General features: G+C 46.5%; 23 protein-coding genes, 1 tRNA gene and 1 riboswitch. Of the genes, 5 read left to right on the top strand and 19 right to left on the bottom strand.

What is annotated here, in order from left to right:
* From BLW60_RS10230 to BLW60_RS10155, 17 genes are all read right to left on the bottom strand, one after another.
* On the bottom strand, positions 1 to 738 hold the full coding sequence (locus BLW60_RS10230; protein WP_278289912.1) for an adenosylcobinamide-GDP ribazoletransferase: 738 nt from the start codon (positions 736 to 738) through the stop codon (positions 1 to 3).
* Between the two features lie 23 nt (positions 739 to 761).
* Positions 762 to 1,283 (bottom strand): bifunctional adenosylcobinamide kinase/adenosylcobinamide-phosphate guanylyltransferase, encoded by a 522-nt coding sequence (locus tag BLW60_RS10225; RefSeq protein ID WP_074717018.1) that lies wholly within the window; start codon positions 1,281 to 1,283, stop codon positions 762 to 764.
* Complete coding sequence (gene cobT, locus BLW60_RS10220; RefSeq protein ID WP_074717016.1) at positions 1,280 to 2,329, bottom strand: nicotinate-nucleotide--dimethylbenzimidazole phosphoribosyltransferase; 1,050 nt, start codon at positions 2,327 to 2,329, stop codon at positions 1,280 to 1,282. Before cobT ends, BLW60_RS10225 begins: the two co-directional genes overlap by 4 nt.
* Positions 2,313 to 3,668: a cobyrinic acid a,c-diamide synthase CobB gene (locus tag BLW60_RS10215; protein WP_074717014.1), complete on the bottom strand. Its 1,356-nt coding sequence runs from the start codon at positions 3,666 to 3,668 to the stop codon at positions 2,313 to 2,315. Before BLW60_RS10215 ends, cobT begins: the two co-directional genes overlap by 17 nt.
* Positions 3,665 to 4,855, bottom strand: a complete 1,191-nt coding sequence (cbiE, locus tag BLW60_RS16265) for a precorrin-6y C5,15-methyltransferase (decarboxylating) subunit CbiE (protein ID WP_081348206.1) — start codon at positions 4,853 to 4,855, stop codon at positions 3,665 to 3,667. Before cbiE ends, BLW60_RS10215 begins: the two co-directional genes overlap by 4 nt.
* A 9-nt stretch (positions 4,856 to 4,864) precedes the next feature.
* On the bottom strand, positions 4,865 to 5,605 hold the full coding sequence (gene cobK / locus BLW60_RS16260; protein ID WP_081348205.1) for a precorrin-6A reductase: 741 nt from the start codon (positions 5,603 to 5,605) through the stop codon (positions 4,865 to 4,867).
* Positions 5,598 to 6,326: a precorrin-3B C(17)-methyltransferase gene (gene cobJ, locus BLW60_RS10205; protein ID WP_074717012.1), complete on the bottom strand. Its 729-nt coding sequence runs from the start codon at positions 6,324 to 6,326 to the stop codon at positions 5,598 to 5,600. Before cobJ ends, cobK begins: the two co-directional genes overlap by 8 nt.
* Positions 6,323 to 7,360 (bottom strand): cobalt-precorrin 5A hydrolase, encoded by a 1,038-nt coding sequence (locus BLW60_RS10200; protein WP_074717010.1) that lies wholly within the window; start codon positions 7,358 to 7,360, stop codon positions 6,323 to 6,325. The genes cobJ and BLW60_RS10200 overlap by 4 nt, the downstream gene beginning before the upstream one ends.
* Positions 7,357 to 8,115, bottom strand: coding sequence for a precorrin-4 C(11)-methyltransferase (cobM, locus tag BLW60_RS10195; RefSeq protein ID WP_074717008.1), 759 nt, complete (start codon positions 8,113 to 8,115; stop codon positions 7,357 to 7,359). The genes BLW60_RS10200 and cobM overlap by 4 nt, the downstream gene beginning before the upstream one ends.
* Positions 8,108 to 9,250 (bottom strand): cobalt-precorrin-5B (C(1))-methyltransferase CbiD, encoded by a 1,143-nt coding sequence (gene cbiD, locus BLW60_RS10190; protein ID WP_074717006.1) that lies wholly within the window; start codon positions 9,248 to 9,250, stop codon positions 8,108 to 8,110. Before cbiD ends, cobM begins: the two co-directional genes overlap by 8 nt.
* The gene (gene cobI / locus BLW60_RS10185) at positions 9,240 to 9,941 is read right to left on the bottom strand and encodes a precorrin-2 C(20)-methyltransferase (protein ID WP_074717004.1); all 702 of its coding nucleotides are present in this window, start codon (positions 9,939 to 9,941) and stop codon (positions 9,240 to 9,242) included. The genes cbiD and cobI overlap by 11 nt, the downstream gene beginning before the upstream one ends.
* A 1-nt stretch (position 9,942) precedes the next feature.
* A complete protein-coding gene (rsmA, locus tag BLW60_RS10180; RefSeq protein WP_074717002.1) occupies positions 9,943 to 10,797 on the bottom strand; it encodes a 16S rRNA (adenine(1518)-N(6)/adenine(1519)-N(6))-dimethyltransferase RsmA in 855 nt (284 codons plus the stop codon).
* A 12-nt stretch (positions 10,798 to 10,809) separates the two neighbouring features.
* Positions 10,810 to 11,073, bottom strand: a complete 264-nt coding sequence (locus tag BLW60_RS10175; RefSeq protein ID WP_074717000.1) for a hypothetical protein — start codon at positions 11,071 to 11,073, stop codon at positions 10,810 to 10,812.
* A gap of 107 nt (positions 11,074 to 11,180) precedes the next feature.
* On the bottom strand, positions 11,181 to 12,770 hold the full coding sequence (locus BLW60_RS10170; RefSeq protein WP_074716998.1) for an NAD(P)/FAD-dependent oxidoreductase: 1,590 nt from the start codon (positions 12,768 to 12,770) through the stop codon (positions 11,181 to 11,183).
* Positions 12,767 to 14,014 (bottom strand): aminoacetone oxidase family FAD-binding enzyme, encoded by a 1,248-nt coding sequence (locus BLW60_RS10165; protein ID WP_074716996.1) that lies wholly within the window; start codon positions 14,012 to 14,014, stop codon positions 12,767 to 12,769. Before BLW60_RS10165 ends, BLW60_RS10170 begins: the two co-directional genes overlap by 4 nt.
* Positions 14,015 to 14,019: 5 nt before the next feature.
* Positions 14,020 to 14,892 carry a metallophosphoesterase gene (locus BLW60_RS10160; RefSeq protein ID WP_074716994.1) on the bottom strand — a complete coding sequence of 291 codons (873 nt, stop codon included), beginning with the start codon at positions 14,890 to 14,892 and terminating at the stop codon, positions 14,020 to 14,022.
* Positions 14,892 to 15,788, bottom strand: coding sequence for a mechanosensitive ion channel family protein (locus BLW60_RS10155; RefSeq protein ID WP_074716992.1), 897 nt, complete (start codon positions 15,786 to 15,788; stop codon positions 14,892 to 14,894). The genes BLW60_RS10160 and BLW60_RS10155 overlap by 1 nt, the downstream gene beginning before the upstream one ends.
* A 218-nt stretch (positions 15,789 to 16,006) precedes the next feature.
* On the opposite strand from BLW60_RS10155, the gene BLW60_RS10150 reads away from it, so the two are divergent.
* Together BLW60_RS10150 and BLW60_RS10145 are read left to right on the top strand one after the other, a co-directional pair.
* A tRNA-Arg gene (locus tag BLW60_RS10150) sits at positions 16,007 to 16,080 on the top strand.
* 138 nt (positions 16,081 to 16,218) lie between these two features.
* Positions 16,219 to 17,010, top strand: a complete 792-nt coding sequence (locus BLW60_RS10145) for an NUDIX hydrolase (RefSeq protein ID WP_242872862.1) — start codon at positions 16,219 to 16,221, stop codon at positions 17,008 to 17,010.
* A 202-nt stretch (positions 17,011 to 17,212) separates the two neighbouring features.
* On the opposite strand, the gene BLW60_RS10140 is transcribed toward BLW60_RS10145, so the two are convergent.
* Both BLW60_RS10140 and BLW60_RS10135 read right to left on the bottom strand, forming a co-directional pair.
* Positions 17,213 to 17,893 (bottom strand): hypothetical protein, encoded by a 681-nt coding sequence (locus BLW60_RS10140; protein ID WP_074716988.1) that lies wholly within the window; start codon positions 17,891 to 17,893, stop codon positions 17,213 to 17,215.
* A 175-nt stretch (positions 17,894 to 18,068) separates the two neighbouring features.
* Positions 18,069 to 20,777 (bottom strand): glycoside hydrolase family 9 protein, encoded by a 2,709-nt coding sequence (locus BLW60_RS10135; protein ID WP_074716986.1) that lies wholly within the window; start codon positions 20,775 to 20,777, stop codon positions 18,069 to 18,071.
* A gap of 292 nt (positions 20,778 to 21,069) precedes the next feature.
* Here BLW60_RS10135 and BLW60_RS10130 point away from each other — a divergent pair, with 292 nt between their 5' ends.
* The 3 genes from BLW60_RS10130 to BLW60_RS10120 all read left to right on the top strand — a co-directional run bounded on the left by BLW60_RS10130 (position 21,070) and on the right by BLW60_RS10120 (position 23,653).
* On the top strand, positions 21,070 to 21,654 hold the full coding sequence (locus BLW60_RS10130; RefSeq protein ID WP_074716984.1) for a guanylate kinase: 585 nt from the start codon (positions 21,070 to 21,072) through the stop codon (positions 21,652 to 21,654).
* Positions 21,655 to 21,696: 42 nt separating this feature from the next.
* Positions 21,697 to 23,226 (top strand): polysaccharide biosynthesis protein, encoded by a 1,530-nt coding sequence (locus tag BLW60_RS10125; protein WP_074716982.1) that lies wholly within the window; start codon positions 21,697 to 21,699, stop codon positions 23,224 to 23,226.
* Between the two features lie 61 nt (positions 23,227 to 23,287).
* Positions 23,288 to 23,653, top strand: a complete 366-nt coding sequence (locus BLW60_RS10120) for a cupin domain-containing protein (protein ID WP_074716980.1) — start codon at positions 23,288 to 23,290, stop codon at positions 23,651 to 23,653.
* Positions 23,654 to 23,901: 248 nt separating this feature from the next.
* Positions 23,902 to 23,977, top strand: a riboswitch (adenosylcobalamin-variant (AdoCbl-variant) riboswitch).
* Positions 23,978 to 24,054: the final 77 nt, after the last annotated feature.

Raw genomic sequence — 24,054 nt, 5'->3', positions numbered from 1 at the left:
TCAGACCACCTCCATAAGCCTAAATACCACCGCAGCCGTAAGTGCGATGACAAGCTCGCACATCTGCAAGAACCAGCCTGCAAGATCACCTGTGATACCGCCGAATTCCTTGTATGAAATATAGCGGTAATAAACCACTGTCAGCAGCGCAGCTGCGCTTACTGTCAAACCTGTGGTAAGGTCAAAACACATCATAGCCGCACAGGTAAAAACTGCAAACAGAGAAAGTACACAAACGCTTATTTTTTTATGGGCAGGCTCTGTGAAGCTTTGCAGCGTTCCCTCTTTTTTGGCAGCCTTGAAAGTCATGGCAGTAAGTCCGCTGAGTGAACGCGAAAGCACATATCCGAGACCGATTATAACAGCTCCCTCAAAGCAGAAAAGCTCCGACAAGGCGGCAGTGAAGACAATAAGATAAACGCCAAGCTTTATGGCAGCAAATGCACCGATATGAGAATCCTTGAGTATGGCAAGCTTTTTCTCCTTGTCGCCCCACGAAGCTCTCGCATCACAGGTATCGCAGAAGCCGTCCAGATGTATGCCACCTGTAACAAGAAGATTTATCAGCATGACCACTGCTCCGTACATGAAATTGCCGAAATCAACTTCCTCGCAAAGCATCTGCCAAAGCACTGTCAATACGCCGATAACTGCACCTATAACAGGGAAAAAGCAGAGAGAATAACGCCTGTTTTTTTCATTCCATTCCACCATCGGCATGGGGATTCGGGAGTACATCCGGAATGCCGAAATAAAAGACTTTAACAAATGACCGCCCCTTTCCGCGGTACGGGTATACCGTAAACACATTCTATGACATTATCAGAAAATTCGGCTATTTTTCGGTTGATCTCTGCAAGTTGACTTATGTAGAGAAGCGTCTCCGCGGAGTACTCCACACCGTCACAGCCAACTTCATTCGTAACAATGATAAGCTCCGAAACTCTCTCAGAAAGTGCCCTTATATCGGAAACTATCTTATCCGCAGGCTTGAAAATATCGCTCCCCACGAACATTTCATTTGCACAGAGATTTCCCAGACATTCGATGAGAACGCCACTGTTTTCAGAGACATCAGCATTGCAGATATCACGCTGACATTCGACAGTGATATAGCCCTTTCCCTCGCGCATTTTTTTATGACGACTTATGATCTCCGCAGCATCGCTCCCCACGGGAGACATAGTTGCGATATAGTATTTTTCACCGTCGAAAAAGTTCAGCACTTTCTCGGCATAGCTCGATTTTCCGCACTTTGAACCGCCTGTGACAAGAGTTATCATTTCAGCTCAGCATACCTTTCTATACCCGAATTTTCAAATTTATGGGAGTTATAGTAAATTGCCGCAGCACCGTCAAGAAGAGGCAGGAGCAGTATTCCGCCTGTCCCCTCGCCAAGCCTCAAACCGCCATTGATGACAGCTTTCAGCCCAAGATTTTCGAGAAGTCCAATTCCCGCAGGCTCGGCAGAAACATGGCTCGCAAGCATATAGTCCGTGCAGGCTTCCGAGTACATAGAAGCAAGCACCGCGGAAACAGCCGAAATTACGCCGTCAATAACAACAGTAACACCGTAGACCGCACCGCCGAGGAATAGTCCCGTCATACCTGCGATCTCATAACTGCCAAGCTTTGAGATAAGCTCGGTGGGATCAGCTGAAAACGGCGAATTAATGGCTGTTGCACGTTTTACAACTTCTATTTTATGCTCAAGCATCACAGTTGAAAGTCCTGCACCTCGCCCTGTAACGACTTCGGGCGGAAGTCCGAGAAGCACCGAGGAAAGAGCAGATGTCGGTGTTGTATTTCCAATGCCCATCTCCCCCGTAACTATGAGCTTTATACCTTTTTCTGCAAGGTCTCGGACAATATCCATACCGACCTCGACAGCTTTGAAAACGTTTTCACGCGACATAGCAGGACCTACAGCAATATTGTCCGAACCGTAAGCAATTTTTCTGTTCACTAATTCCTTACACTGCACATCAGCTGCAATACCGATATCAACAGCAATGACCTGTGCTCCATAGATATGAGCAAGTGCATTTATATTTGATTTTCCGCAAGCTATAGCCTCCGAACATATCCTCGTCACAGATCGGTCAGTCTGTGTAACGCCTTCTTCAACTACTCCGTTATCCGCACACATCACCACAACAGCTCTGGAAGAAATATCAGGTGACTCAGTTCTTTGCACTGCCGCAATTTTGTTCCAATTATCCTCAAGCACACCAAAACTGCGAAGAGGCTTTGCAACACTGTCCCAGTGCTCCTGCGCTAAAAGTGCAAATTTTTTGTCAGCGCGGACGATCTTACTTATTCTGTCCATGTTTCTCTCCATATTCCGCGCAGGCAGCGACAAATCGTTCGGCTATCCTCAAATCGGCATAAAAATAAAGATGCGGAAAGCCTGCATACATAGATCTATGGGAGTGGACGCACGCCCAGTTCCTACCGTCACTTTTACGTGCAATAAAGTCCGAGCCACAGTTAGTACTGTCCCAATAGTGAAATTCATGTGCAGCAATTTTGTCCGATTTATTACAGATAAGGCAATCTTTTTTCGCTTCAAGAGTAACATATCCGAAACGCTGAAGCTTTTTCGTTGAATAAACATCTCCCTTAACTGCACCGACAAGCCCGAATGTTTCATCATCTGACATAATTATTTTTTCGTGGAGATACATAAAACCTCCGCACTCGGCAATTGTTGGAATTCCGCTGTTTACAGCACATCTTACAGCTTGCAGCATTTCATGGTTCTGTGACAGCTTTTCCGCATAAAGTTCGGGATATCCACCGCTGAGGATAAGTCCGCAGCAGCTTTCGGGCAGCTTTTTGTCCCTGAGCGGAGAAAAGTATTCAATACGGCAGCCGAGCTTTTCGAGCAAAGCAATATTGTCCGAATATGTAAAACAAAAAGCTTCGTCTTTTGCGACCGCAATAATTGGTCTGTTTTTATATTCAACAGTATTCAATTTTGGCTCAGTGAATTTCGGAAATGGAGCTTCTGAAACTCCAATAAGCTCATCAAGCAATATATTTTTCTCTGCAAGCGAGCGGAGCTCCGCCAGCTTTTCCTTGATATCATCTATCTCATCAACAGTCACAAGTCCCAGCCTGCGGCTTTCAAAGGTGAAGCTGTTTGTTGGCATATAGCCCAAAAACGCAGTTCCGAGTTCGGAGCACAATTCTTTTATATGAGGTACAAGTCTCTCGGGCAGCCTGTTGAAAATGAAGCCTTTAATCATATTTGGCTGCTTATAACTGAGGAAGCCTTTCATGACTGCTCCTATAGATTCGCTCGCGCCCTTGCAGTCGATAACAACAACAGCAGGAGTTTCCGTTATCATGGAAACCGAATGTGCAGAACCGCGTCCATCCACTCCGTCATAAAAGCCCATGACTCCTTCAATCACCGAAATATCGGAATTTCTGCTGTTTTCATGCATGAGATATTTCAAGGTTTCGTCGCTGCAAAAAAAGCTGTCAAGGTTGTGCGAAGGGACTCCGATGACCTTTTGATGAAACATGGGATCTATATAGTCAGGGCCACATTTGAACGCTGAAACGCGCATATTCCGTGACTTTAACGCCGCAAGAATTGCACAGGTCATTGTAGTTTTTCCGCAGCCGCTGTGCGTACCTGCTATCATTATTCTTTTCATTTTGTCTTCCTTTTTATGATGAATATTGGATTTTCAGCCGACATCATGGTATGTTTTCCGATTTTTCTGGTTCTTGTTACTGATATCTGCGTAATTTCAGCTTCAAGATCAAACTTATCAAAAATACTGATACATTCAGACAGAGTTTCAAGCGAAACAGCAGTTATAGTCAGTCTCATATTGCGATTTTTTTCAAGTCCTATCTGAATAATGCTTTCCATTTCTCCGCCCGAACCGCCAATGAAAACGCAATCCGGCACAGGCAGTTCTTTTACAATTTCAGCCGCATCCCCCTCGATCGCATCAATGTTATCACAGCCGAATTTTCGGCTGTTTTCCACTGTAAGAGCTATTGCCTCACTGTTCTTGTCCACCGCATGAACAGTCCCGTTTTCACACATCAAAGCCATCTCCACAGATACCGAACCTGTACCGCAGCCAATGTCCCAGCACACATCATTTTTGTCTATTTCAAGCCCCGTGACCACATTTGCGCGTATTTCCTTTTTAGTCATCGGTACTTTCCCTCTTACGAATTTTTCATCGTCTATACCACACTGAATATGACACTCGTATTTGGGATTTTCTGTCAGAAGTACGCTCAGTCCGATTGCGCTGTACTCCGTAAGTTCACAAGCCTTTCCAACAGTTATCTTCTCGTTCGGATAGCCCAGTTCTTCGCCTATATATACTGAAATATCGCCTTTTCCGTAGTCACATAGCTTCTTGCAGATATCAGCTGCCGTTACATCTCCGCCGAGGAGGAAAAATGTTTTTTCATGTGCGCAGACGCTTCTGACTACGTTTCCGTTTTTGCCGTGAAGGCTCACGAAATTGCAGTCCGACCACTCTTTTTGCAGTTTTGACAAAAAATAAACAGGTGAAGATATACCGCAGATAAACTCCGTTTCGATATCGGTAAGGAGTTCCGAAAGCTTCTTTGCACCGCTGAAAAATCCGCAGTCTCCTGACATCAGAACTGCCGCGCACTTGCAGCCGCTTTCCTTGATATACCGCACTATTTCAGCACTTCTGTACTCCTCGAAAACAGGCTTTCCCATATCTCTGAACGGCTCGACCATTCGCCTTGCACCGATGAGAACGTCCGCTTTTTTCACAGCTTCCAATGCTTCCGAAGTCATTGTTCTTTCGCTGCCCATTCCGATACCGATTATATATACCTTCACCTGCTCACCTCATTCTGATATCATTTTCTTAATTTCGCCCAATGTATAGCCTTTTTCGGCAGGCCTTTCAAGGACGAGCAGTTCAGCTCCCCACTGTTTTGCTGCTTCAGTCTTCTCGGGGAAACCGCCTGCCGCACCGCTCTCCTTTGTCACCATTATCTCAGCTCCGCTAAGCTTTAAATGTTCAATATTCCGCGCAACGCTGAACGGACCTTTTTCCGCTATAACTCGTTCTTTCGCGATACCAAGCTCCTCACACTGCCTTATTATATCCTCATTCGGAAGCACCCTTACCCACAGCCTTTCAGCATAGTTTTTCATGGCTGTCAGCTTAGGTATCTCCTTGCTGCCAAGGGTGCTCAACACCTTTTTATCTGTACTGCTGAGCAGTTTCAGAAGCTGCTCCATATCCCTGACTTTTTTGCAGTTCGTAGTTTCAGAGCTGCTGCGCAAAAGCCTGTAATACGCTGTATTTGCAGCTGCGCAGGCTTTTTTTATGTTCGCGGTCACTTCCGTTGCATAAGGGTGAGTGGCATCAATTACTCGCTTGCATTTCAGTTCCGACATGAGCTTTTCCATACCGCTGCTGTCAAGTCTGCCTGTGATTATACGCAGATATTCGCTGTCGGGAAGCAGCTCCGCACCGTACTCCGTAGCAACTGATACAACAGAAATAATATGATTTTCGCAGCAGAATTCCGCAAGCTCTCTGCCCTCTGTCGTACCGCCGAAAATAAGCAGCTCACACATTGCGGTATCCTCTCGGAGTCACCATTTTTCCGCCGATCACTTTAGTCTCGGAATTGCCGATAAATACAGTCGTGAACATATCCACCTGCGTATCGCGCAGTTTCCCGAGAGTAAGTACACGGCTCTCCTGACCGTCCCTGCCGATATTGCGCACGTAGCCGCAGACTGTATCCGCAGGGCGGTATTCAAGGATAATATCACAGGCATTACGAAGGTAGTCGACTCGCTTTTTGGACGATGGATTGTATATAGCCATGATGAAATCCCCCTCAGCTGCACATCTCAGTCTTTTTATGATCTTCTCCATAGGTGTAAGCAGGTCGGAAAGGCTTATTATCGCAAAATCATGCGTCATAGGCGAACCAAGCACAGCTCCGCCGCTGAGTGCAGCCGTAACTCCTGCAACTACCTCAACTTCCACATCGGGATAGTTTTCGGAAAGCTCGATCGCAAGCCCTGCCATGCCGTAAAGCTGACTGTCTCCGCTGCAAACGAGCGAGACAGTTTCGCCGTTTGAAGCCTTTTCGAGGGCAAGCTCCACCCTGTCCTTTTCCTGTCTCATTCCCGTAGACAGACAGTTCTTTTCGGGATAAAACTGCTTTATCTGGTCGGTATAGACCGTATATCCCACTATAAGCGTACTTCTCAGTATCGCCTGCTCGGCTTCAAGAGTAAGACCGTTTCGGCTTCCGCAGCCTATTCCAACTACATAGAGCTTCATAGTATCTTCCTCTCAAAATCAAGATATATCGGCTTTTCCGCAGCCGCTACAGTTACTCCGTCCCCTGCTGTCTTGTGTATCACAAGCTTACCGCCGCTGCAAAGTACGGCACTTCTCTCGCAGACGTTATCTGCGCCTGTAGTTTCAAGTACGAAATCAGAGCTTTCAAAATTTCCGCTGACGCTCATAAGCTCCTCGGCAGTATAGGTCTTTACGGGCAGTGAATACTTCTCCGCAAAGGCGCAGAGCCCTTCCTCATTCTTTTTGATATCTATCGTGGATATTTCCGATATGGTCCTGATATCAACACGGTATCGTTCAAGCGTCTCAAGTACTGCCTTTTCGATGTCAGCTTCGGGAGTACCTTTTTTGCAGCCGATACCAAGCACAATATTTCTCGGGAGAAGCCTTAAAGTAACATCGAACGGCTTCGCGCTTATGTCATTTCCGACGTAAATACCCGTGCGGCATATTCCGAAAGCCGTGAGCTCATCGGGAAGGCTGCTGTGAGGATATTCCGTAGAAAAGCCTATTTTTTCATCGTCTATAACTGCCGCAGCTATCTCCTTTGCGGCTTTAAGATCGGTGATCATAAGGTCGTTTGCAACTGCAAAGCTGTCGGGTGAAAACTTTCCGCCCACATCTGTTGCCGTAGTTATAACAGCTGTTCCGCCTACGGACTCAGCTATTATCTCCGCAAGGCAGTTTGCTCCGCCTATATGTCCCGAAAGTACCGGGATCGCGAACTTTCCGTGGTCGTCCATAACTATTACAGCAGGATCATCTGCTTTTGTACCGAGATAGGGAGCTACCGCCCTTACAGCTATCCCGCAGGCGCATATAAAAATAAAAGCGTCCGAACGCTGGAAAAGTCTGCCTACCATGCTGCCCATATTCCAGAATACTGCCGAATCATCATCGGTATGCTTATGGAAACAGTATCGGCTGACGAAGTGCTCACCTCTCAGCATTTCGGCAACGCGCTGAGAGAGCTGTCTGCCGTTTTCGGTAACAGAAAATATTGATATATTCATGTTTTGTCAGCCTTTCTGAATTCAGTTTCAAATGCCTTGTCGTAGAGCTTTGAGAGCTGATAAGAGTCCCCGAGGAAATCTCCTACGGTTATAAGTGCAGTCTTTGTAATGCCGTTTTTCTCTGCGGACTCAGCAAGCTCTCCCACTGTACAGCGTATAACCTTTTCATCTTCCCATGTGGCTTTGTATACTATCGCCGCAGGTGTATCACTGCTGTAGCCGCCTGCAATGAGCCGCTTTGAAAGCTCATCAAGCATACCTGTACTGAGGAATATCACCATTGTAGCTCTGTGCGCTGCAAGGCTTTCTATGCTTTCCTTTTCGGGTACGGGAGTCCTGCCTGCCATACGTGTAAGTATGACCGTCTGTGATACGTCTGGAAGCGTATACTCGGCTCTGAGAGCCGCAGCTGCTCCGCAGAAGGAACTTACTCCGGGAGTTACATTATAGGCTATGCCAAGCTCGTCAAGTCTGTCCATCTGCTCGCGTATAGCTCCGTAGACTGAGGGATCTCCTGTGTGCAGACGAACTGTGTTCTTACCCTCGGACTCAGCCTTTTTCATGACCTCTATTACCTCGTCAAGGTGCATGAGCGCACTGTTGTATATCTCACAGTCCTTACGGGCACAGCTGAGAAGCTGAGGATTTACCAGAGAGCCTGCATATATTATCACATCTGCATTACTGAGCAGACGCTGTCCGCGAAGTGTTATAAGGTCAGGTGCGCCGCAGCCTGCTCCAACAAAATCAACCATTTTCTTCCTCCGAGACTGCCTTTATAAGTTCATCTGCAAAGGCAGTTTTTACGTTTATCTCGCGTTTATACGAAAAAGCAAGTGCGGCTATTTTTACCTCGTCCTTTACTCGTCCGCGAAGATAATAATCCATACGCTGACTGAGTATATCAAGAGTTTTTTCAAGATAGCCTGCATCTGCAAGTATATCCATTGCCGCATCAGCCGTTGCGCAGTCGGGGAGCTTTTTCAGCGTATCCGTATCAGCTCCTGCAAACAGTCCGCAGGTGACGAGTACTTCCATTCTTCCGTCTGCCCATGAGGAATGGGTATTCATTATGCCTGCTCCAAGCTTTACAAGCTTGCCGATATGACCGATGATAAGTATTGAACTGAAACCAAGCTCGATACCGATATCTATAGCGTCACCGATAAAGTTGCTGCACGTAACGCTTCTTTCCAGTGAAAAGGGCATTTGTTCCTGCACGAAGCTTTCGCTGTAATTGCCGATAGTCAGCAGCATATTCTTCTGTCCCTCGGCACGGCGCATTTTCGCCTCAGTGCGGATAGTTTCTATGAGTGCTGTATTGCTCATAGGCTCAACGATGCCGCTTGTGCCGATTATGGATATGCCTCCCTCTATGCCCATGCGCGGATTGTAGGTCTTGGCGGCAAGCTCCACACCCTCGGGTACTGATACTGTTACCTCAAAGCCGCCTGAGTAGCCGTACTTTTCGGCTATTTCCATTACTGCCGATGTTATCATTTTACGTGGCACGGAATTTATGGCAGCTTCGCCTACAGGCTGGTCAAGTCCTGCCTTTGTGACTCTGCCAATGCCGACTCCGCCTTTTATTTTTACGCCTTTCTGCGCAAGGGAAACAGCTGCAAATACCTTTATACCGTTGGTTACATCGGGGTCATCGCCGCTGTCCTTTTCAACTGCACATGACGCCATGTTTTCAGTTATAACAGGCTCGATAATGTCAGGGCGGATAACTATGCCCTTTGGCGTAAGTATCTCCGCAGCAGTCAGCACTCTTCCCGTAAGGAGCATTTCCGCTGCCGCTTTGGCTGCCGCAGCCGCGCATGAGCCTGTGGTGTATCCGCATCTCATCTTCTGTGAGCCCTTGTAAATATACTCCTCAAGCTTCATGCCGCTTCTCCTTGTCATGTACTATAAACACCGTAAAATAGCCAAGCTCGTCATTTGCTTCGTCAAGGCTGTGATAAATTTTTTCATTGGGCAGTCCGCAGTTTTCGGCTGCTGACGTATGCTCTGCAAGACCTTTCATGCGAAGAATATCTGCAAGCTCCGCCGAATGGCTGCCTGTTTTCATTATCACCTTTGTGCCGCGGATATCGAGGAGCTTATCAAAGTTCTCGCAGCCGTAAGGGATAATTTGCAGCGGCTCATTCCCGAGACAAAGGGGCAGTTTAAGCTCGGCTGCTGCCGCACAGAAGCTGGTGACTCCTGCGCATATCTCAACATCAAAGCCATTTTCTGCTACACGCTCAGCAATATAACTGAATGTGGAATATACGGAAATATCCCCGAGAACAGGTACTGCAACATCGTTTTCTTTCAGCTCGCTGCACAGCAGCTCCGCTATCCTGTCGTAGTTTTCATAAAGCAGCTTCTTGTCCCGTGTCATAGGGAAATCAAGATATATTATCCGCTTGTCCTTAATGTCAGCTGCCTGCTCTGCTATTGAAAGTGCAAGGGTATTTTCTCCCTTTGTGCGCGGTACTGCTAAAACTCCGCAGCTTTCAAGCAACTTCACTGCTTTGACAGTTATGAGCTGAGGATCACCTGCTCCGACGCTGACTCCGTAAAGCTTACCCATATCAGTCCTTCATCAGCCTTGCAGAAAAGTCGATGAGCTGTTCCATATCAAGCTGCTCGATACGAGCAGTTTCGGGAAGTCCCATATCTTTCAGTGAAGCATACACCTTTTCCTTTGGTATGCCCATTATGGACACAAGTGAATTGGCAAGAGTCTTTCTGCGCTGCTCAAAGCCTGCCTTTACAACCTTGAAGAAAAATCTCTCGCTTTCTTCGTCAAGGCGGTGCTCAGTGTTAAGGTCTATCCTTATTACAGCCGAATCAACATTTGGCGCAGGCATAAAGCTGCCACGTGATACGTCAAAAAGCTTCTTGACTTCGCCATAGTAGTTCACACCTACTGTTATAGCTCCTGCGTCACGGCTGCCTACCTTTGCGCAGAGACGCTGTGCGGCTTCCTTCTGCACCATGACCGTTATGGACTCGATAGGAAGTCGGTTTTCAAGGAGCATCATAATAATAGGCGAAGTGATGTAGTACGGAAGATTTGCGCACACAGCCACTTTAAGTCCGCCAAACTCCTCTTTGATGAGCTTGTGCAGGTCGCACTTCATTACGTCCTCGTTGATTATCTTCACGTTGTCAAAGTCTGCAAGAGTTTCTTCAAGTATGGGAAGCAGCCTTGTGTCTATCTCCACCGCCGTTACCTTGTCTGCACGCTTTGCAAGCTCCGCTGTGAGTACACCTATACCCGTGCCTATCTCAAGAACTCCGAAGCCCTCGCAGGCATTGCCGTTTTCTGCTATTTTCGGGCAGATATCGGGATTTATGATAAAGTTCTGTCCCAGTCCCTTTGAGAAGCTGAACCCGTGACGGGAAAGTATCTCCTTAACTGTACCGATGTTAGTTAAATTCATTCGATATGCTCCTTAAACCTTGTGCCTTTCCTTTTCGGAAAACTCCTTCTGCTTTGCATCATTGAGCTTTTCCATGCTGTTTACCAGATAGTCGGCTGAACGGTAGGCTCTCTGAAAATCCATGTCCTTAAAATGGACCTTCAGGTCTACAAATTCACCGTCTATTGTTATATCAAGCTCACATATCTGTCTGCCGACATATTTCTGTCCTACATACTTTATGTACTCGTCTATCTCGCGTCTGTCCATTTCTCCGCCGATAACATTGATCTTCATAACTAAGCCTCCGTTTCGATTTTAAATTATAATTCTATACGCGAAACACCGAAGCCGGCGTTCCTGTTTCTGCTTTTTTGCGGACGACCAATAGTCGTCCATACAGTTTAACGGCTCAGAGCTTCTATAACAGCTTCGGCGCACTTCATGCCGTCAACTGCTGCCGAAACTATGCCGCCTGCATAGCCTGCGCCCTCACCGCAGGGATAAAGTCCTTTCAGCGATACGGATTGCAGGTCGTCGCCTCTGTTTATCCTTACAGGGGAACTGCTTCTGCTCTCTATACCTGTCAGGAGAGTATCATTATCGTCAAAGCCCTTTATCTTCTTGCCCATTTCCTTTATGCCAAGTCTCAGTGACTCGCACACGTAGTCGGGAAGATATTCCTCGGGAGCTGCAAATCTTACATCAGGACGATACGTTGGCTTGACTCTGCCAAGCTTTTCACTGACACGCCCTTCCATGAAATCACCGAGGACTGCCGCAGGTGCATGGTAATCGCTGCCGCCTGCAATGAAAGCCTTTTCTTCGAGCTCACGCTGGAAGTACATTCCTGCAAGTGGGTGGTCGCTGCCGTAGTCATCGGTATTTATGTTCACAAGGAGTGCGCTGTTGGAGTTCTCCGCGTCACGGGAGAAATAGCTCATGCCGTTGACTGCAAGTCTGCCATCCTCAGATGAAGCTGCCACAACGTGTCCGCCCGGACACATACAGAAGGTATACAGCGTACGTCCGTTGGGGAGATGTACCGCAAGCTTGTAATCGGCTGCTTTAAGTGCAGGGTGTCCTGCAAAATCGCCGTACATTGCTTTGTCGATGTCTTTTCTGAGATGCTCCGCACGGACTCCCACTGAAAAATTCTTCTGTGAAAGTGTTATATCCTCATTGTAGAGCAGCTCAAATACGTCCCTTGCGCTGTGACCTGTAGCAAGTATCAGGCTTTGAGTTTCAAGCCTGTGCTCCTGTCCGTTCTGTGTGTATCTCACTGCGGAAAGGCTGCCGTTTTTGGTCTCAATTCCGCAGAATTTGGCGTTAAATCTGACTTCACCGCCCAGAGATATTACTCTCTCTCGGAGAGACTTTACAGCTCCGCGGAGCTTGTCCGTACCGATATGGGGCTTCGCAAGATACAGTATCTCATCGGGCGCACCGAATTCCACAAGCTTTTCCAGTATCCAGCCGATACGCCTGTCCTTTATGCCTGTGGTCAGCTTGCCGTCGGAAAAAGTACCTGCTCCGCCCTCGCCGAACTGCACGTTACATTCGGTATCAAGCTTTCCGCCGCTCTGAAATTCCTCAACTGCCTTTACACGGGAGTCCACATCACCGCCTCTTTCGAGGACTATCGGCTTTGCTCCTGCCATTGCAAGGACAAGTGATGCGAACATTCCAGCAGGTCCGAAACCAACAACTACAGGGCGGTAAGGCAGTTTTTTCAGCTTTGTTACTCTGTAGTCCGTCTTTTCGGTTTTCGTGGCGTTTTTCAGAGTTTTCAGCAGCTTTTCCTCGCCCTTTGCTTCAATATCAAGGGAAATAAGAAAATGTACATCGGACTTCTTGCGTGCGTCCACCGATTTCTTTGCAAGCTTTACGCTGATTATCCTGTCACGGCTTATACGCAGCTTTTTCTCGCATATCCCTGCAAGGTCGCTGAGGTCGGTATCAAGCGAAACTCTTATGCCGCCTGCTCTTATCATAATGCTACACCTCTCAGTGACTCCGCGCAGTTTCGTCCTGCGAATATTCCCGATGACCATGCCCATTGCAGGTTATAGCCGCCGCAGTCGCCGTCGATATCAAGTATCTCACCGCAGAGGAAGATACCCTTTTCGCTTCTCAGCTGCAATCTGTCGTCAACGCACTCGCCGCTGATGCCGCCTGATGTTACCTGTGCGTCCTTCCACGGTGCGCTGCCGAGAATGTCAAAATCCATATTCTTTATGAGCTGTGCAACCTTTTTAAGGTCAGCATCAGTCAGTGAAGATATCTTTTCAGTGAGAGGCTTGCCCAAAGCTCTCTTGGTTATGTATGCCGCAAGATTACGCTGGAAAAGTCCTGTGAGCAGCTCGTCTGTGGTGTGTTTTCCGCGCTGATAGTGTATGATGCGGAGGTAGCCCATGAGCTGTTCATTTTCCATATCTGCCGCAAGGTCCAGCCTGAGTGTGAGCTTGCCGTCGAACCTTGAAATGAGATGAGCCATATTAAATACGCAGATACCCGAAAGTGAATTCTCGGTAAACTGTATCTCGCCTGTTTCGTCCTTGAGGAAGCGTCCGCCCGAATAAGCGGTTACTCTGCCCTTTGCGCGGACTCCTTTGAGCCCTTTCAGAAGCTCGGGACGAACCCTCAGAGGTGCTACGGCAGGGCATATCTTTGTAGTGTGGCAGCCCTTGCTGCGGAGAAGCCTTATAACACTGCCGTCAGTTCCGAACTGCGGTGCAGCATAGCCTCCTGCCGCAACTATTATGCGTCTGCATGGGTACTTCTCACCCGAAGCAGTACATATCCTGAAGCATTTGTCAGTACTCTCTATGAAGTTGGCTTCAAAGCCGCATCTTTCAATGATACCAAGCTCCTCTGCCCTCATTCTAAGCGCATTGAGCACAGTTGCCGCATTGTTGCTGCGAGGATATATCCTGCCCTTTGAGTCAGCTGTACACAGCACTCCGAGACTGCCGAAAAACTCCTTTGCCGAGGGAGTTGACTGCATTATCCTCTTTGCGTTCCTTACGCTGCCGTGGAAATGTCCGTCACTAAGATCAGTGTTGCTGAGATTGCATCTTCCGTTGCCTGTTGCAAGCAGCTTTTTGCCTACTCTGTCAAGCTTTTCAAGTATGACTACCTTTGCATTGGGCATTATGGTCTTTGCCTCGATAGCTGCCGCAAGTCCTGATGCTCCGCCTCCGATAACTGCAATATCTGTAATATTTTCCCTGCTCATACCTTTCACCTCTTTGGTTCAACGTCTAATATGACTACTTCGGGACGGTTATTAAATCGGAAAGGTCCGGGATAAACTCCTATTCCCGATGTTATGAACATTTTTCCCCCGTCATAATCAAAAAAGCCTTTGTCATATATTTTAAGCTCTTTATCCGAGAGCTTTGGAAGCCATGTTTTTGTTTCCGTATCGTAAAGCGGTCCTAAGAACGGAAGCTGTACCATGTCGCCGTGAGTGTCGGCACATATGGTAAGGTCAGCTCCGAAAGCCGCGAATTTCTCATAATTCGGAATATGTGCAAGCAGCAGATCAAAGCTGTTCTCATCTGTGGAAAACTCATTCCCGAGATTGAATGTGGGACTGTAGTACACATTGTCTATGCCCATAAGATGAACGCGATTGCCCTTTACATCAATGTATTCGCTCTCATACTCAAGGACATTCACACCTGCATTTTCAAGGTCGTTTATATACTCTCTGTCCGTGTCATGCTCGCCTGTTACTGCATATACAGGATATCCCGTAGATATGAATTCCTCTGCAAGCTCAACCGGCTTGCTCATAAGCTCTCTTTCACTTTCTCTGGTATACATATCCCCGAGGAAGAATACAACGTCGGGCTTCTCTTTATCAACTGCCTCAAATATGGTCTTATTCTTTATGCCGTGCTTTGTGGCGTGAAGGTCGCTTATAACTGCAAAGCGCATTTTACTGCTGACCTTTGCCGACTTCATGCTGACGCTGTTGGTTTTCAGCGTATAGTTGTTGAACCACCATAAAATAAACAGTATAATTATCCACAGCCAAAACGCTGAGCTCTTCTTTTTCTCTTCTTTCTTTTGTGTTCCGCCTTGCTTTATCTCTTTTTTTTCGCTCATCAAACCTTGTCCTTTATGTGTATATCTAACTGGTCAAACGGTATCTCTATGCCGTTTTCCTCAAATGCAACCTTTACTGCTTCTGTCATATTGTAGCTCTCTTCAAGAAAGTCTCCGTTATTTACCCATACGAGCACCGCAACGGACACGGAGCTGTTATTATGTGAGCTCATTCTTACAACAGGTGCAGGCTCTTTCAGTATGAGCTTTTCATTTGCAATGACATTGAGTATCACCTGCCGAGCCTTTTCAAAATCTGAGCTGTAGCTTATTGCAAAGCTCAGATCAATACGCCTTGCAGGAGTTTCGGTGTAGTTCACTATCTTTGCGTCAGTTACCTTGCCGTTTGGTATGAATACGGTCTTGCCGTCAAAGGTGAGCATTTTCGTATAGAATATACCTATGTCGCGTACTGTTCCTACAGAACCGTCAAGCTCTATGATATCACCCGTTGTGAATGGCTTGGTGAACAGGATTATAAATCCGCCGCTCAGGTTGGACAGACAGCTTTGCAGTGCAAGGCTGATAGCAAGTCCTGCTGCACCGAGTATGGTTATTATTGACGACATCGGTACTTTGAGTACGGACAATGCCATTATCACGACTGCGATGTAAAGTATTATCTTTATCAGCGATACAAGGAAGCTTTTTGCTGCGCCGTTGACATTGGACTTTGAAACTGCCTTGCCTACTATTTTTGCTATGAGCTTCGAGATAAGTATGCCCAGAACAAGTATCAGCAATGCAACTATTATCAAAGGCAGTGCCTTTCTAAGATATTCAGCTGCATCACTGAAAAAGCCTGTGGTCTTTTCTACAGACTCCTGTATCGTCCCGATAACTTCATTGGTCGCAGCTTCGGTCACTGTTTCATCCACAGTGGTAAGTTCGTTCATTTTTATCATCTCCGTAAAGAGTAGATCTCTGCCTTGCAGAGCTGCTTTAATATTATTAATGTATAGATATAATTATTATAACAGATTTTGCTAAAAACGTCAATATAAAAGGCATTGTCAAATTGCTCAAATCCGCAGTATATTTAAGTAAAAATGTAAAATTATTCATCAGTGCTTGCAATGAGAGGAAAAATGTGATAAAATAATATACATAATGTGTCCCAATAGCTCAGTAGGATAGAGCGACTGCCTCCTAAGCAGTAGGCCGGAGGTTCGACTCCTCTTTGGGACGCTGATATGCTCCCCGTAAAAAACGGGGAGCTGTTTTTTATAATTCACGAAAAATGACTTGACTTTTTTCACTCATGGGTATATAATGTAAACCGCTGAAAACATTACGATGCAAGCAAATGCTGAGATGGAGAGAATTATGGAAGATGTTGAAATTTTTCTGAGCAGACTGGCTACTGCGGAAAAGCTCTATGCCGAGACTGCAAAAAAACTTGATGCCCCCGACATTAACGACAAGTTCACCCTTGCAGGAGCTATCGCAGAAAAAGGCTCTCCTGCTTCGTATAAGGTCTATGTGTCAAACGAGGAAACTGAAAATGCAGCTGTTGACGAGATAAAGGCTGTGTTCACGGAAGCTGCCGAGGAAAATCCCGAGATAAATGTGGAATTCATAGTTGATGAGTTCCTCAACCTCATTGACGATAAGGCAAGGATAACTGCCGACAGCAAGCCACGTACACTTGTACACAGGGACGGTGAGCTCCACCCGACTGTACATATATGGATGATAAAACGCCGTGACGGCGGTATATTCGTGCTTCTTCAGAAACGTGCCCACGAAAAGGACATCAACCCCGACTGCTATGACGTTTCGGCAGCAGGTCATGTTTCACAGGGTGAGGAATTCCGTCACGCTGCTCTCAAGGAAGTCCACGAAGAGCTTGGTCTCGATATCAACCGCAGCCAGCTCGAATTCATCGGTCTGAAAAGGGCTGAATACTCAAAGGGCGATATTCACGATAATGAGCTTGTGGCTGTATATATATGCCGTGTGCCTATCGAAATAGAAGATCTTACATTGCAGTCCTCAGAAGTCTCTGAGGTAGGCTGGGCTGAGATAGACGAGCTCCTCTCAGTTATGAAATATGAGGATATACCTAACTGCATTTCACTCAAAGAGCTGGATATGATAAAAAAAGCTGTTTTCTGATCGAGCTCAGTTAACAAATGATATAAGGGACGTCGAGAACGCCGTCCCCTACACATCGCTTATGACACTTTAATTACAAATTACGAATTAAAAAGGGCGAACTCTGTTCGCCCCTACTACTCTCTACTCACTACTTACTATTCACTAAGCACTATGCACTAAAAACTAAGGCTTCCAAATCAATTGGAAGCCTTTCTTTGTATTATTCAGATGCAGCAGCTCCGCCGCCGTCAGCAGGTGCAGGTGCTTCACCGCCAGTTGCTCCGCCGCCTTCTACAGGTGCGGGAGTTCCGCCGCCAGTTGCTCCGCCGCCTTCTACAGGTGCCTGAGCTTCGCCGCCTGTACCGTTTCCGCCGCCTTCTACAGGTAACTGAGCTTCGCCGCCTGTGCCTGTGCCGCCGCCTGTAACTCCACCTGAGCCTGTACCGCCGTTAGGTGTACTTGTGATAGGATATCCGCCGTTTGAATATCCGCCTGCAACAGATGTTGTTGTAGTCTGGAATGTAGGTGTGAAGTAATTCTCACCGGGTGTACCGCCGGAAGGTATCTTCTGTCCTGTGTAGAAGCCAGAGCCCTGTGTTACATCAGGTATATCTGTTCCTGTTGTCCTGCGGGCAGTTGTGGTTTTGACCTTAGTGGTCGTAGCCGCTTTATTATTATCTGAAGTAGATATCACTGTTGTAGTAACTGTTGTTCCGGCAGTATCCTTTTTATAGATCGTCTCGCGTCCAAACGCTGATATCACCTTTTCGGAAGGTGTTATCGGGAACATAACGAAGAAAAAGAGGATAGCTGCTGAAAGTGCAATGAAACAGCCGCAAGAGATGAGAGTTATCTTTGTGGATTTTTTCAGATTACTGAAAAAGCCGTTTCCTTTACTCATTAAAAAAACACGCTCCTATTTAATAAATATAGAATATTATACTACGTATTCCCGAAAAAGTCAAGCCTGAGTTTGTCTGCGTTTGTGATAATAAAATGAAAATTTGGCTGTTTACGCAGTTTTGACCAGTATGAAAAGCCGCAGTGCTCGGTATCAGAGCTGCTGCGGCTTTGTGTTATTTATTGTTCTTTTTCAGCTTTGCCATTTTATACACAAAAAGTTCCAAAGAGATAAGACCTGCAACTGCTGCGCCGCAGATAAGAGCTAATTTACCCAGACCGTCCGACTTATCGTCTTTTTCTTTCTTGGTATCCTTATCCTCTGTCTTTGCTGCCTTTGTTGTAGTATCGTCAGACTTTGACTTCTTGGTAGTTGTCTCGGTCTCCTCTTCCTTATCAGGCTTTTTGCCGTTGCTGTGATGACCTATTTCTATTCCGTCATCACTTGCTTCCTGAGCAGTAAAGGCTGTGAGCCACGCAAGAGAAGCATTCCAGTTGATAGTACACTCGTTGACAGACCATGCCTCGATGTTGTCAAGGTAGCACTTCTGAGGCGGTATCTCGCCTTTCTTCCAGCCTGAGCCCTGTACCCACGGATCCTGCATACCTGAGTTCGGTCCGCCGCACATTACGCCGTTCGGTGCTTTCGGGAACGTCTCGTCTATCTGCTTTGCCCAGAAACGGTGGTGAGGATACTCTATAGCGTGTGAACCATAGCCTGTAACGTAGGAGTAGTCCATTGCATTTCTGCCAAGGAGATAGTCCATGCCGCCAATGGCTCCGTCAAGATACTGTTCATCATTTGTGAGAAGATATGCATATGACATAACTATGGCATTATCTGCTACGAATGAGTTAGAGCCCCATATATAGCCTTTATCGCTGTCGTTATAGCTGAGAGTGCTCTGACCGTAAGGCAGTCCGTAGCCCTGATTTTCCTCCATTGTGATGTACTCGTCTGCTGCGGAAATAATAGCTTCATTTACTATCTCGGCATCGCCCTTGTCGAATTTCTCGGAATTGAGTGCTGCGCTGAGAGTTGCAAGCGCACCTGTGTTGCCCCAGTCGAAGCTTCCCACAGTATCAACGCTCTCACCGCCGCCAAGTGACTTAGGTACATTGAGGAAGAATTTATTCTCTGTTGCCTCATCGTAATAATCCTCGTTGCCTGTTGTGATGAAGAGCTCAAGAGCTGCCCAGCAGAACTCGTCCTCAACATCATCATCGCCGTAAGCTCCGCCGCCTACAGACTCGTCAAGAGGCGCATACATTGCAGGGTGCTTCTTTGCAGCTGCAAATGCGTTTTCAGCCGCTTCGAGACACTCGTCGGCGAATTCCTTGTCGTAGTCCTTCCAGAGTCGTGCAGCCTGTGCGGCACAAGCGGCAAGATTAAGTGTAGCTGCTGTGGTAGGTGGTTTTACGATACGCTTCATATCGTCATCGGCAGGAGCAATTCCAAGAGCCGTCCACTTCTCATCGTGAGCCTTGTGGTAAGCCATGCCCTTATATTCGCCCTTGTCCACTATCATTTTCAGCATCCATTCCATTTCCCAGCGAGCTTCGTCAAGAAGGTCGGGAGTGCCGTTATTATTTTCGGGAATGAGCATAGTGCCGTCGGCATAAGCCTTTTCAAAGCCGTATTTCAGTGCAGTCTCGTACTGGTTCTGCATGAGCCAGAGTGAGAAGCCGCCGTTGACTACGTATTTGCCGTGGTCGCCTGCATCGTACCAGCCGCCTGTAACGTCTATAGTGCCGCTGCTTCCGCTGTATCCCCATGTCTGTTCTATCTCAGCCATATCCTTGGGGTGACCTGCTGCACGGGCAAGCTCGGAGGTATCGCCTGATGAGATGAAGTCGCTCTCTATTTCGATGCCGCTGCGGTTCTGATAGAAGTAGTTCAGCGAGTCATAGAGCAGTGAGGAATAGTCCTCAGAGCCGCCAATGGTAAATTCATGGCTTTTGCTGCCGTCCGCAGCTTCAAGGTAATAAGTACCCGTCTTTTTGAAGTCTGAAAAATCTATGATATGTACCTTGTCATCGGAGTCCTTATCAAGACCGAAAGGTACTGTTTTTCCCTCATATACTGTTTTGTCGGAGTCATCCTTGAGAGTGAACTCGACAGGCTTGTCAGAGTCGCTGAGCAGTGTTGCTCTCTTGGCTCTGTCCTTGAAGTAGCCCACCTGATTTGTGAGTATGCCTGCGCGTTCGTACTTAACATTCTCGGGATAATCGTTCTCATCGCTTGTCAGGTCGATAAGGGACATATTGTCGAACTTTATCTTCGTTCCCACTGGGAAGCAGTCACCGTTGGTGTACTGACCGTCGCCGCCTAAATGGAAAGCCCACTCCGCAACGTCAAGTGACTTGTCGGCAGTAAAAGTCACGTCTACCTTTTTTGTCTCGTTCTTGCCTATTTGTATGCAGTCCCATGTGGAATTGAAATCGGGACCGCTATCCGACATCATGTTGTGCCATATCTCAACATCGCCGTCAAGGTTGCCTATCTTTGTGTAGTATTTGCCGCTCTCTGAGGGAGTTATCTCGTAGGATACCTTATATTTATGTCCTGATACTATCTTCAGTCCTCTGTGTCTGAACTGACAGTCCCAGCGATCCTCACCGCCTCGTGAAGCTCCGCCGGGATTTACTATCTCAACTGTATATACTCCATTGTCTATCTCAAAGTCCATTTCTCCGGGAGCTGACTCCACTATATGCCACGGGAGTCCCACACCGTCCTCAAAATCTGTCTGTCCAAGCTGTTGTCCTGCATTTGCTGTGAGCGGTGCAAGCTCTGTCCCTGCCTGTAGGAAAGAACTGCCTGCTATGACCGCAGCAGCCATTGCCCAGAATGCTCTCTGAGCAAGTCTTTTTCTTTTTTTCATTCATAAACCTCCGTTCATGTTTTCAGTTTTCCAAATTATACTTTAATACTTTTTTTACCCGATGTAAAGCCATGAAACGGAAAATTTACAAATTCGCCCATTAAAACAGCACTTTTACCCATAAAAAATCACGTTTCTGCTTATATTTCGTTGAATTAGACTATTTATACCCACTCCATAAAAAATAGCAATAATTGAGTATCTAACCCCTTGATTTCTTCAATATATTGTGATATAATTGAATATCGTGGAGTAATCTGCAAAAACATGATTTTATTTTCGGAGCTTGTAAATGAACCACATTTTTTATATCATGGGTAAGAGCTCATCAGGAAAAGACACCTTTTTCAGGCGCATCGTTTCCGAACTCGGACTTACCCCGATAGTCCTGTACACTACCCGTCCTATCAGAGACAATGAAAAGGACGGAAGAGAATACCATTTTGTTGACAGAGATACCTTCGATGATATGATGAAAAAAGGCATGGTCATCGAAGAACGTACATATGATACTGTCTGCGGCGAATGGACGTATTTTACTGCCTCTGACAGCATATCTCTCGATAAAGGCAGCTGTATAGGCATCGGCACTCTTGAATCATACATAAAAATAAAAAAGCATTTTTGCGGTGATGTCGTTATCCCCTTGTATATCGAGGTAGCTGACGATATAAGGCTGATACGCGCCATTGAGCGTGAGCGTACTCAGTCCGTACCGAAATATACCGAGCTCTGCCGCCGTTTTATTGCCGACAGCAAGGACTTTTCCGAAGAAAAGCTTGCTCAGGCAGGTATAACAGTAAGATTTGACAACAGCGGCGAAGAGGAAAAATGCTTTTCGGAAATAAAAAGATATATAAGCGAAAAGATTTTTTGAAGTAATTTTCCGCAATAGAAGCGGTGTTTTGGGAGGTTTATTGTGAAATCGGAAGTAAAATTCAGCGACAGCGCAAAGCGTACTATGATCATCGGTGGTGGTGTATGCTGCGAGATGCTTCTCAACGAGATCTTCAACGCTCAGAAATCACCTTATACCGAGGACAAGTATTCAGCGCAGTTCAACCCTGTCTGCATTATCGACAACGATCCGAAAAAGCTTGGCAAGGAGATAATGGGCGTCAAGGTTGTCGGAAGAGAAGACGAACTCGTAAAATATGCCAAGGAGCTTAACATAGAACAGCTTATCCTTGCTATCCCCTCACTTACATCTGACGAGCGCAAGGCTGCTATAGACATATGCAACGAGACTAAGCTCCCTCTGAAGATCGTTCCATTTATCGGTACTCTTATCCTTGACGATTCGGCAACACTGCTGGGACAGGTACACGATATCAAGGTCGAGGAGCTTCTCGGACGCGATCCTATAAAGTTCGACAACAAGGATATCAAGGACTTCATCAACGGCAAGGTATGTATGGTAACAGGCGGCGGCGGAAGCATCGGTTCAGAGCTTGTCCGTCAGATCGCTAAGTATCACCCTCAGCAGATAATCATTGTTGATATATACGAAAATAATGCATATGAGATACAGCAGGAGCTCGTAATGGAATACGGCAGTGACCTTAATCTCGTTACACTTATTGCTTCTGTTCGTGATTATTACCGTATAAATCAGATATTTGAAAAGTACAAGCCTCAGATAGTTTTCCATGCAGCGGCTCACAAGCACGTTCCTCTCATGGAAGTATCCCCTATGGAGGCTATAAAGAATAACGTTGTAGGTACATTCAACGTAGCTACACTTGCTCAGTTCCACAACGCAGAAAAATTTGTTATGATATCTACAGATAAGGCTGTTAATCCTACAAATGCTATGGGTGCTTCAAAGAGATGCTGCGAAATGATAGTGCAGTATCTCTCACAGCAGCATGAGGGCAAGACTGAATTCGTAACAACACGTTTCGGCAATGTTCTCGGCTCAAACGGCTCGGTTATACCGCTCTTCAAGAAACAGATCGAACAGGGCAAGCCTGTAACAGTTACACATGAGGATATTATCCGTTACTTTATGACTATCCCCGAGGCTGTAAGCCTTGTTATGGAGGCTGCTGCCATTGCTCATGGCGGCGAGATCTTCGTACTCGACATGGGACAGCCTGTAAAGATAGTAACTCTTGCGGAAAACCTCATTCGTATGTACGGAAAAGTACCTTATAAAGATGTACCTATTGTGTTCACAGGTCTCAGACCCGGTGAAAAGATCAAGGAAGAGCTGCTCATGAACGAGGAGGGACTCAAAAAGACCTCAAACAAACTCATCTTCATCGGCAAGCAGATAGATATCGACGAGGAGTGCTTCGCTGCAAGCCTTAAAAAGCTCCGCGATGCTGCTCTCAAAAACGATGAGGCTATTGCCATAAAGGCTCTTCATAAAATGGTACCTACATTTATCACTCCCGAGGAATTCAACACCAAGGAACTTCATATGCTTGAAGAATGTACGGAATAAACGTCATCATAACACCGCAGTTTAACAGCTGCGGTGTGTTTTATATCAAGGAGGAATAATCATGGAATTCATAAGTGCAGACAACATCAGAGAGCTTTCAAATCCCGGCGTAATTTCCCGTCAGCTCCTCAATCCCGAAAACTCAGCAAGTACCCGTGTTACTATTACTGAGGTCCACCTTGAAGTGGGGGCAAGTCAGCCAAGACATACTCACGATGCTTCCGAGCAGATATGGTACGCTACCAAGGGCAGCGGCAAGCTCCTTCTCGAAAATGATACAACTAAGCCTTTCAAGGCTGGAGATGTGGTGCGCTTTGCCGATAAGGACGTTCACGGTCTGCTCAACGACGGCGATGAGGAGTTCGTTTACGTGTCCGTAACTGCTCCGCCTATCAATTTCGGCTACGCCTATAAGGATAAGAAATAAGTGGTTAGCCTGTAGGGGAGCCCTCCCTCGGGCTCCCGAGTGATTAGTGTTTAGTGCATAGTGCTTAGTAGGGGCTGCCTGTGGCAGTCCGTATTATTAATCATTTATTATGCGGACAGATAATATCCGTCCTGCTGCTTTGTTTGCATATATAACAAATATAAAAAACTTTCAGTAATATACCGTTTATCTGCGCTTGACAGTGTAAAAGTGAAGTGCTATAATAATCTCATAAATGAATATTATGCAGTCCGAAACTGAGGGAAGCACGGTGAAATTCCGTCGCAGCAGTCACTGCCGTACAGTCGGATCGCTCGTCGGACATTGCAGGTATTTATCGTTTTTGGACAATGAAAAACGTATGCCTATCTCTTCGCTCTTGTGCGAAGCCTTCCAGCTGC

The organism is Ruminococcus flavefaciens (genome assembly GCF_900108555.1).
GTDB lineage: Bacteria > Bacillota > Clostridia > Oscillospirales > Ruminococcaceae > Ruminococcus > Ruminococcus flavefaciens_P.
This window is presented reverse-complemented; position numbering and strand designations above follow the sequence as displayed.

Bases quoted from the DNA above. Each gene is read 5' to 3' on its own strand.
- cobJ (WP_074717012.1), bottom strand. From the start codon at position 6,326: ATGAAGCTCTATGTAGTTGGAATAGGCTGCGGAAGCCGAAACGGTCTT.
- cbiD (WP_074717006.1), bottom strand. From the start codon at position 9,250: ATGAAGCTTGAGGAGTATATTTACAAGGGCTCACAGAAGATGAGATGC.
- cobK (WP_081348205.1), bottom strand. From the start codon at position 5,605: ATGTGTGAGCTGCTTATTTTCGGCGGTACGACAGAGGGCAGAGAGCTT.
- BLW60_RS10215 (WP_074717014.1), bottom strand. From the start codon at position 3,668: ATGAAAAGAATAATGATAGCAGGTACGCACAGCGGCTGCGGAAAAACT.
- cobM (WP_074717008.1), bottom strand. From the start codon at position 8,115: ATGGTTGATTTTGTTGGAGCAGGCTGCGGCGCACCTGACCTTATAACA.
- BLW60_RS10155 (WP_074716992.1), bottom strand. From the start codon at position 15,788: ATGAACGAACTTACCACTGTGGATGAAACAGTGACCGAAGCTGCGACC.
- BLW60_RS10230 (WP_278289912.1), bottom strand. From the start codon at position 738: ATGTACTCCCGAATCCCCATGCCGATGGTGGAATGGAATGAAAAAAAC.
- cobI (WP_074717004.1), bottom strand. From the start codon at position 9,941: ATGGGTAAGCTTTACGGAGTCAGCGTCGGAGCAGGTGATCCTCAGCTC.
- BLW60_RS10165 (WP_074716996.1), bottom strand. From the start codon at position 14,014: ATGAGCAGGGAAAATATTACAGATATTGCAGTTATCGGAGGCGGAGCA.
- BLW60_RS10130 (WP_074716984.1), top strand. From the start codon at position 21,070: ATGAACCACATTTTTTATATCATGGGTAAGAGCTCATCAGGAAAAGAC.
- BLW60_RS10140 (WP_074716988.1), bottom strand. From the start codon at position 17,893: ATGAGTAAAGGAAACGGCTTTTTCAGTAATCTGAAAAAATCCACAAAG.
- BLW60_RS10160 (WP_074716994.1), bottom strand. From the start codon at position 14,892: ATGAGCGAAAAAAAAGAGATAAAGCAAGGCGGAACACAAAAGAAAGAA.
- BLW60_RS10120 (WP_074716980.1), top strand. From the start codon at position 23,288: ATGGAATTCATAAGTGCAGACAACATCAGAGAGCTTTCAAATCCCGGC.
- BLW60_RS10175 (WP_074717000.1), bottom strand. From the start codon at position 11,073: ATGAAGATCAATGTTATCGGCGGAGAAATGGACAGACGCGAGATAGAC.
- BLW60_RS10200 (WP_074717010.1), bottom strand. From the start codon at position 7,360: ATGAATATATCAATATTTTCTGTTACCGAAAACGGCAGACAGCTCTCT.
- rsmA (WP_074717002.1), bottom strand. From the start codon at position 10,797: ATGAATTTAACTAACATCGGTACAGTTAAGGAGATACTTTCCCGTCAC.
- BLW60_RS10225 (WP_074717018.1), bottom strand. From the start codon at position 1,283: ATGATAACTCTTGTCACAGGCGGTTCAAAGTGCGGAAAATCGAGCTAT.
- BLW60_RS10145 (WP_242872862.1), top strand. From the start codon at position 16,219: ATGGAAGATGTTGAAATTTTTCTGAGCAGACTGGCTACTGCGGAAAAG.
- BLW60_RS10135 (WP_074716986.1), bottom strand. From the start codon at position 20,777: ATGAAAAAAAGAAAAAGACTTGCTCAGAGAGCATTCTGGGCAATGGCT.
- BLW60_RS10170 (WP_074716998.1), bottom strand. From the start codon at position 12,770: ATGATAAGAGCAGGCGGCATAAGAGTTTCGCTTGATACCGACCTCAGC.
- cobT (WP_074717016.1), bottom strand. From the start codon at position 2,329: ATGGACAGAATAAGTAAGATCGTCCGCGCTGACAAAAAATTTGCACTT.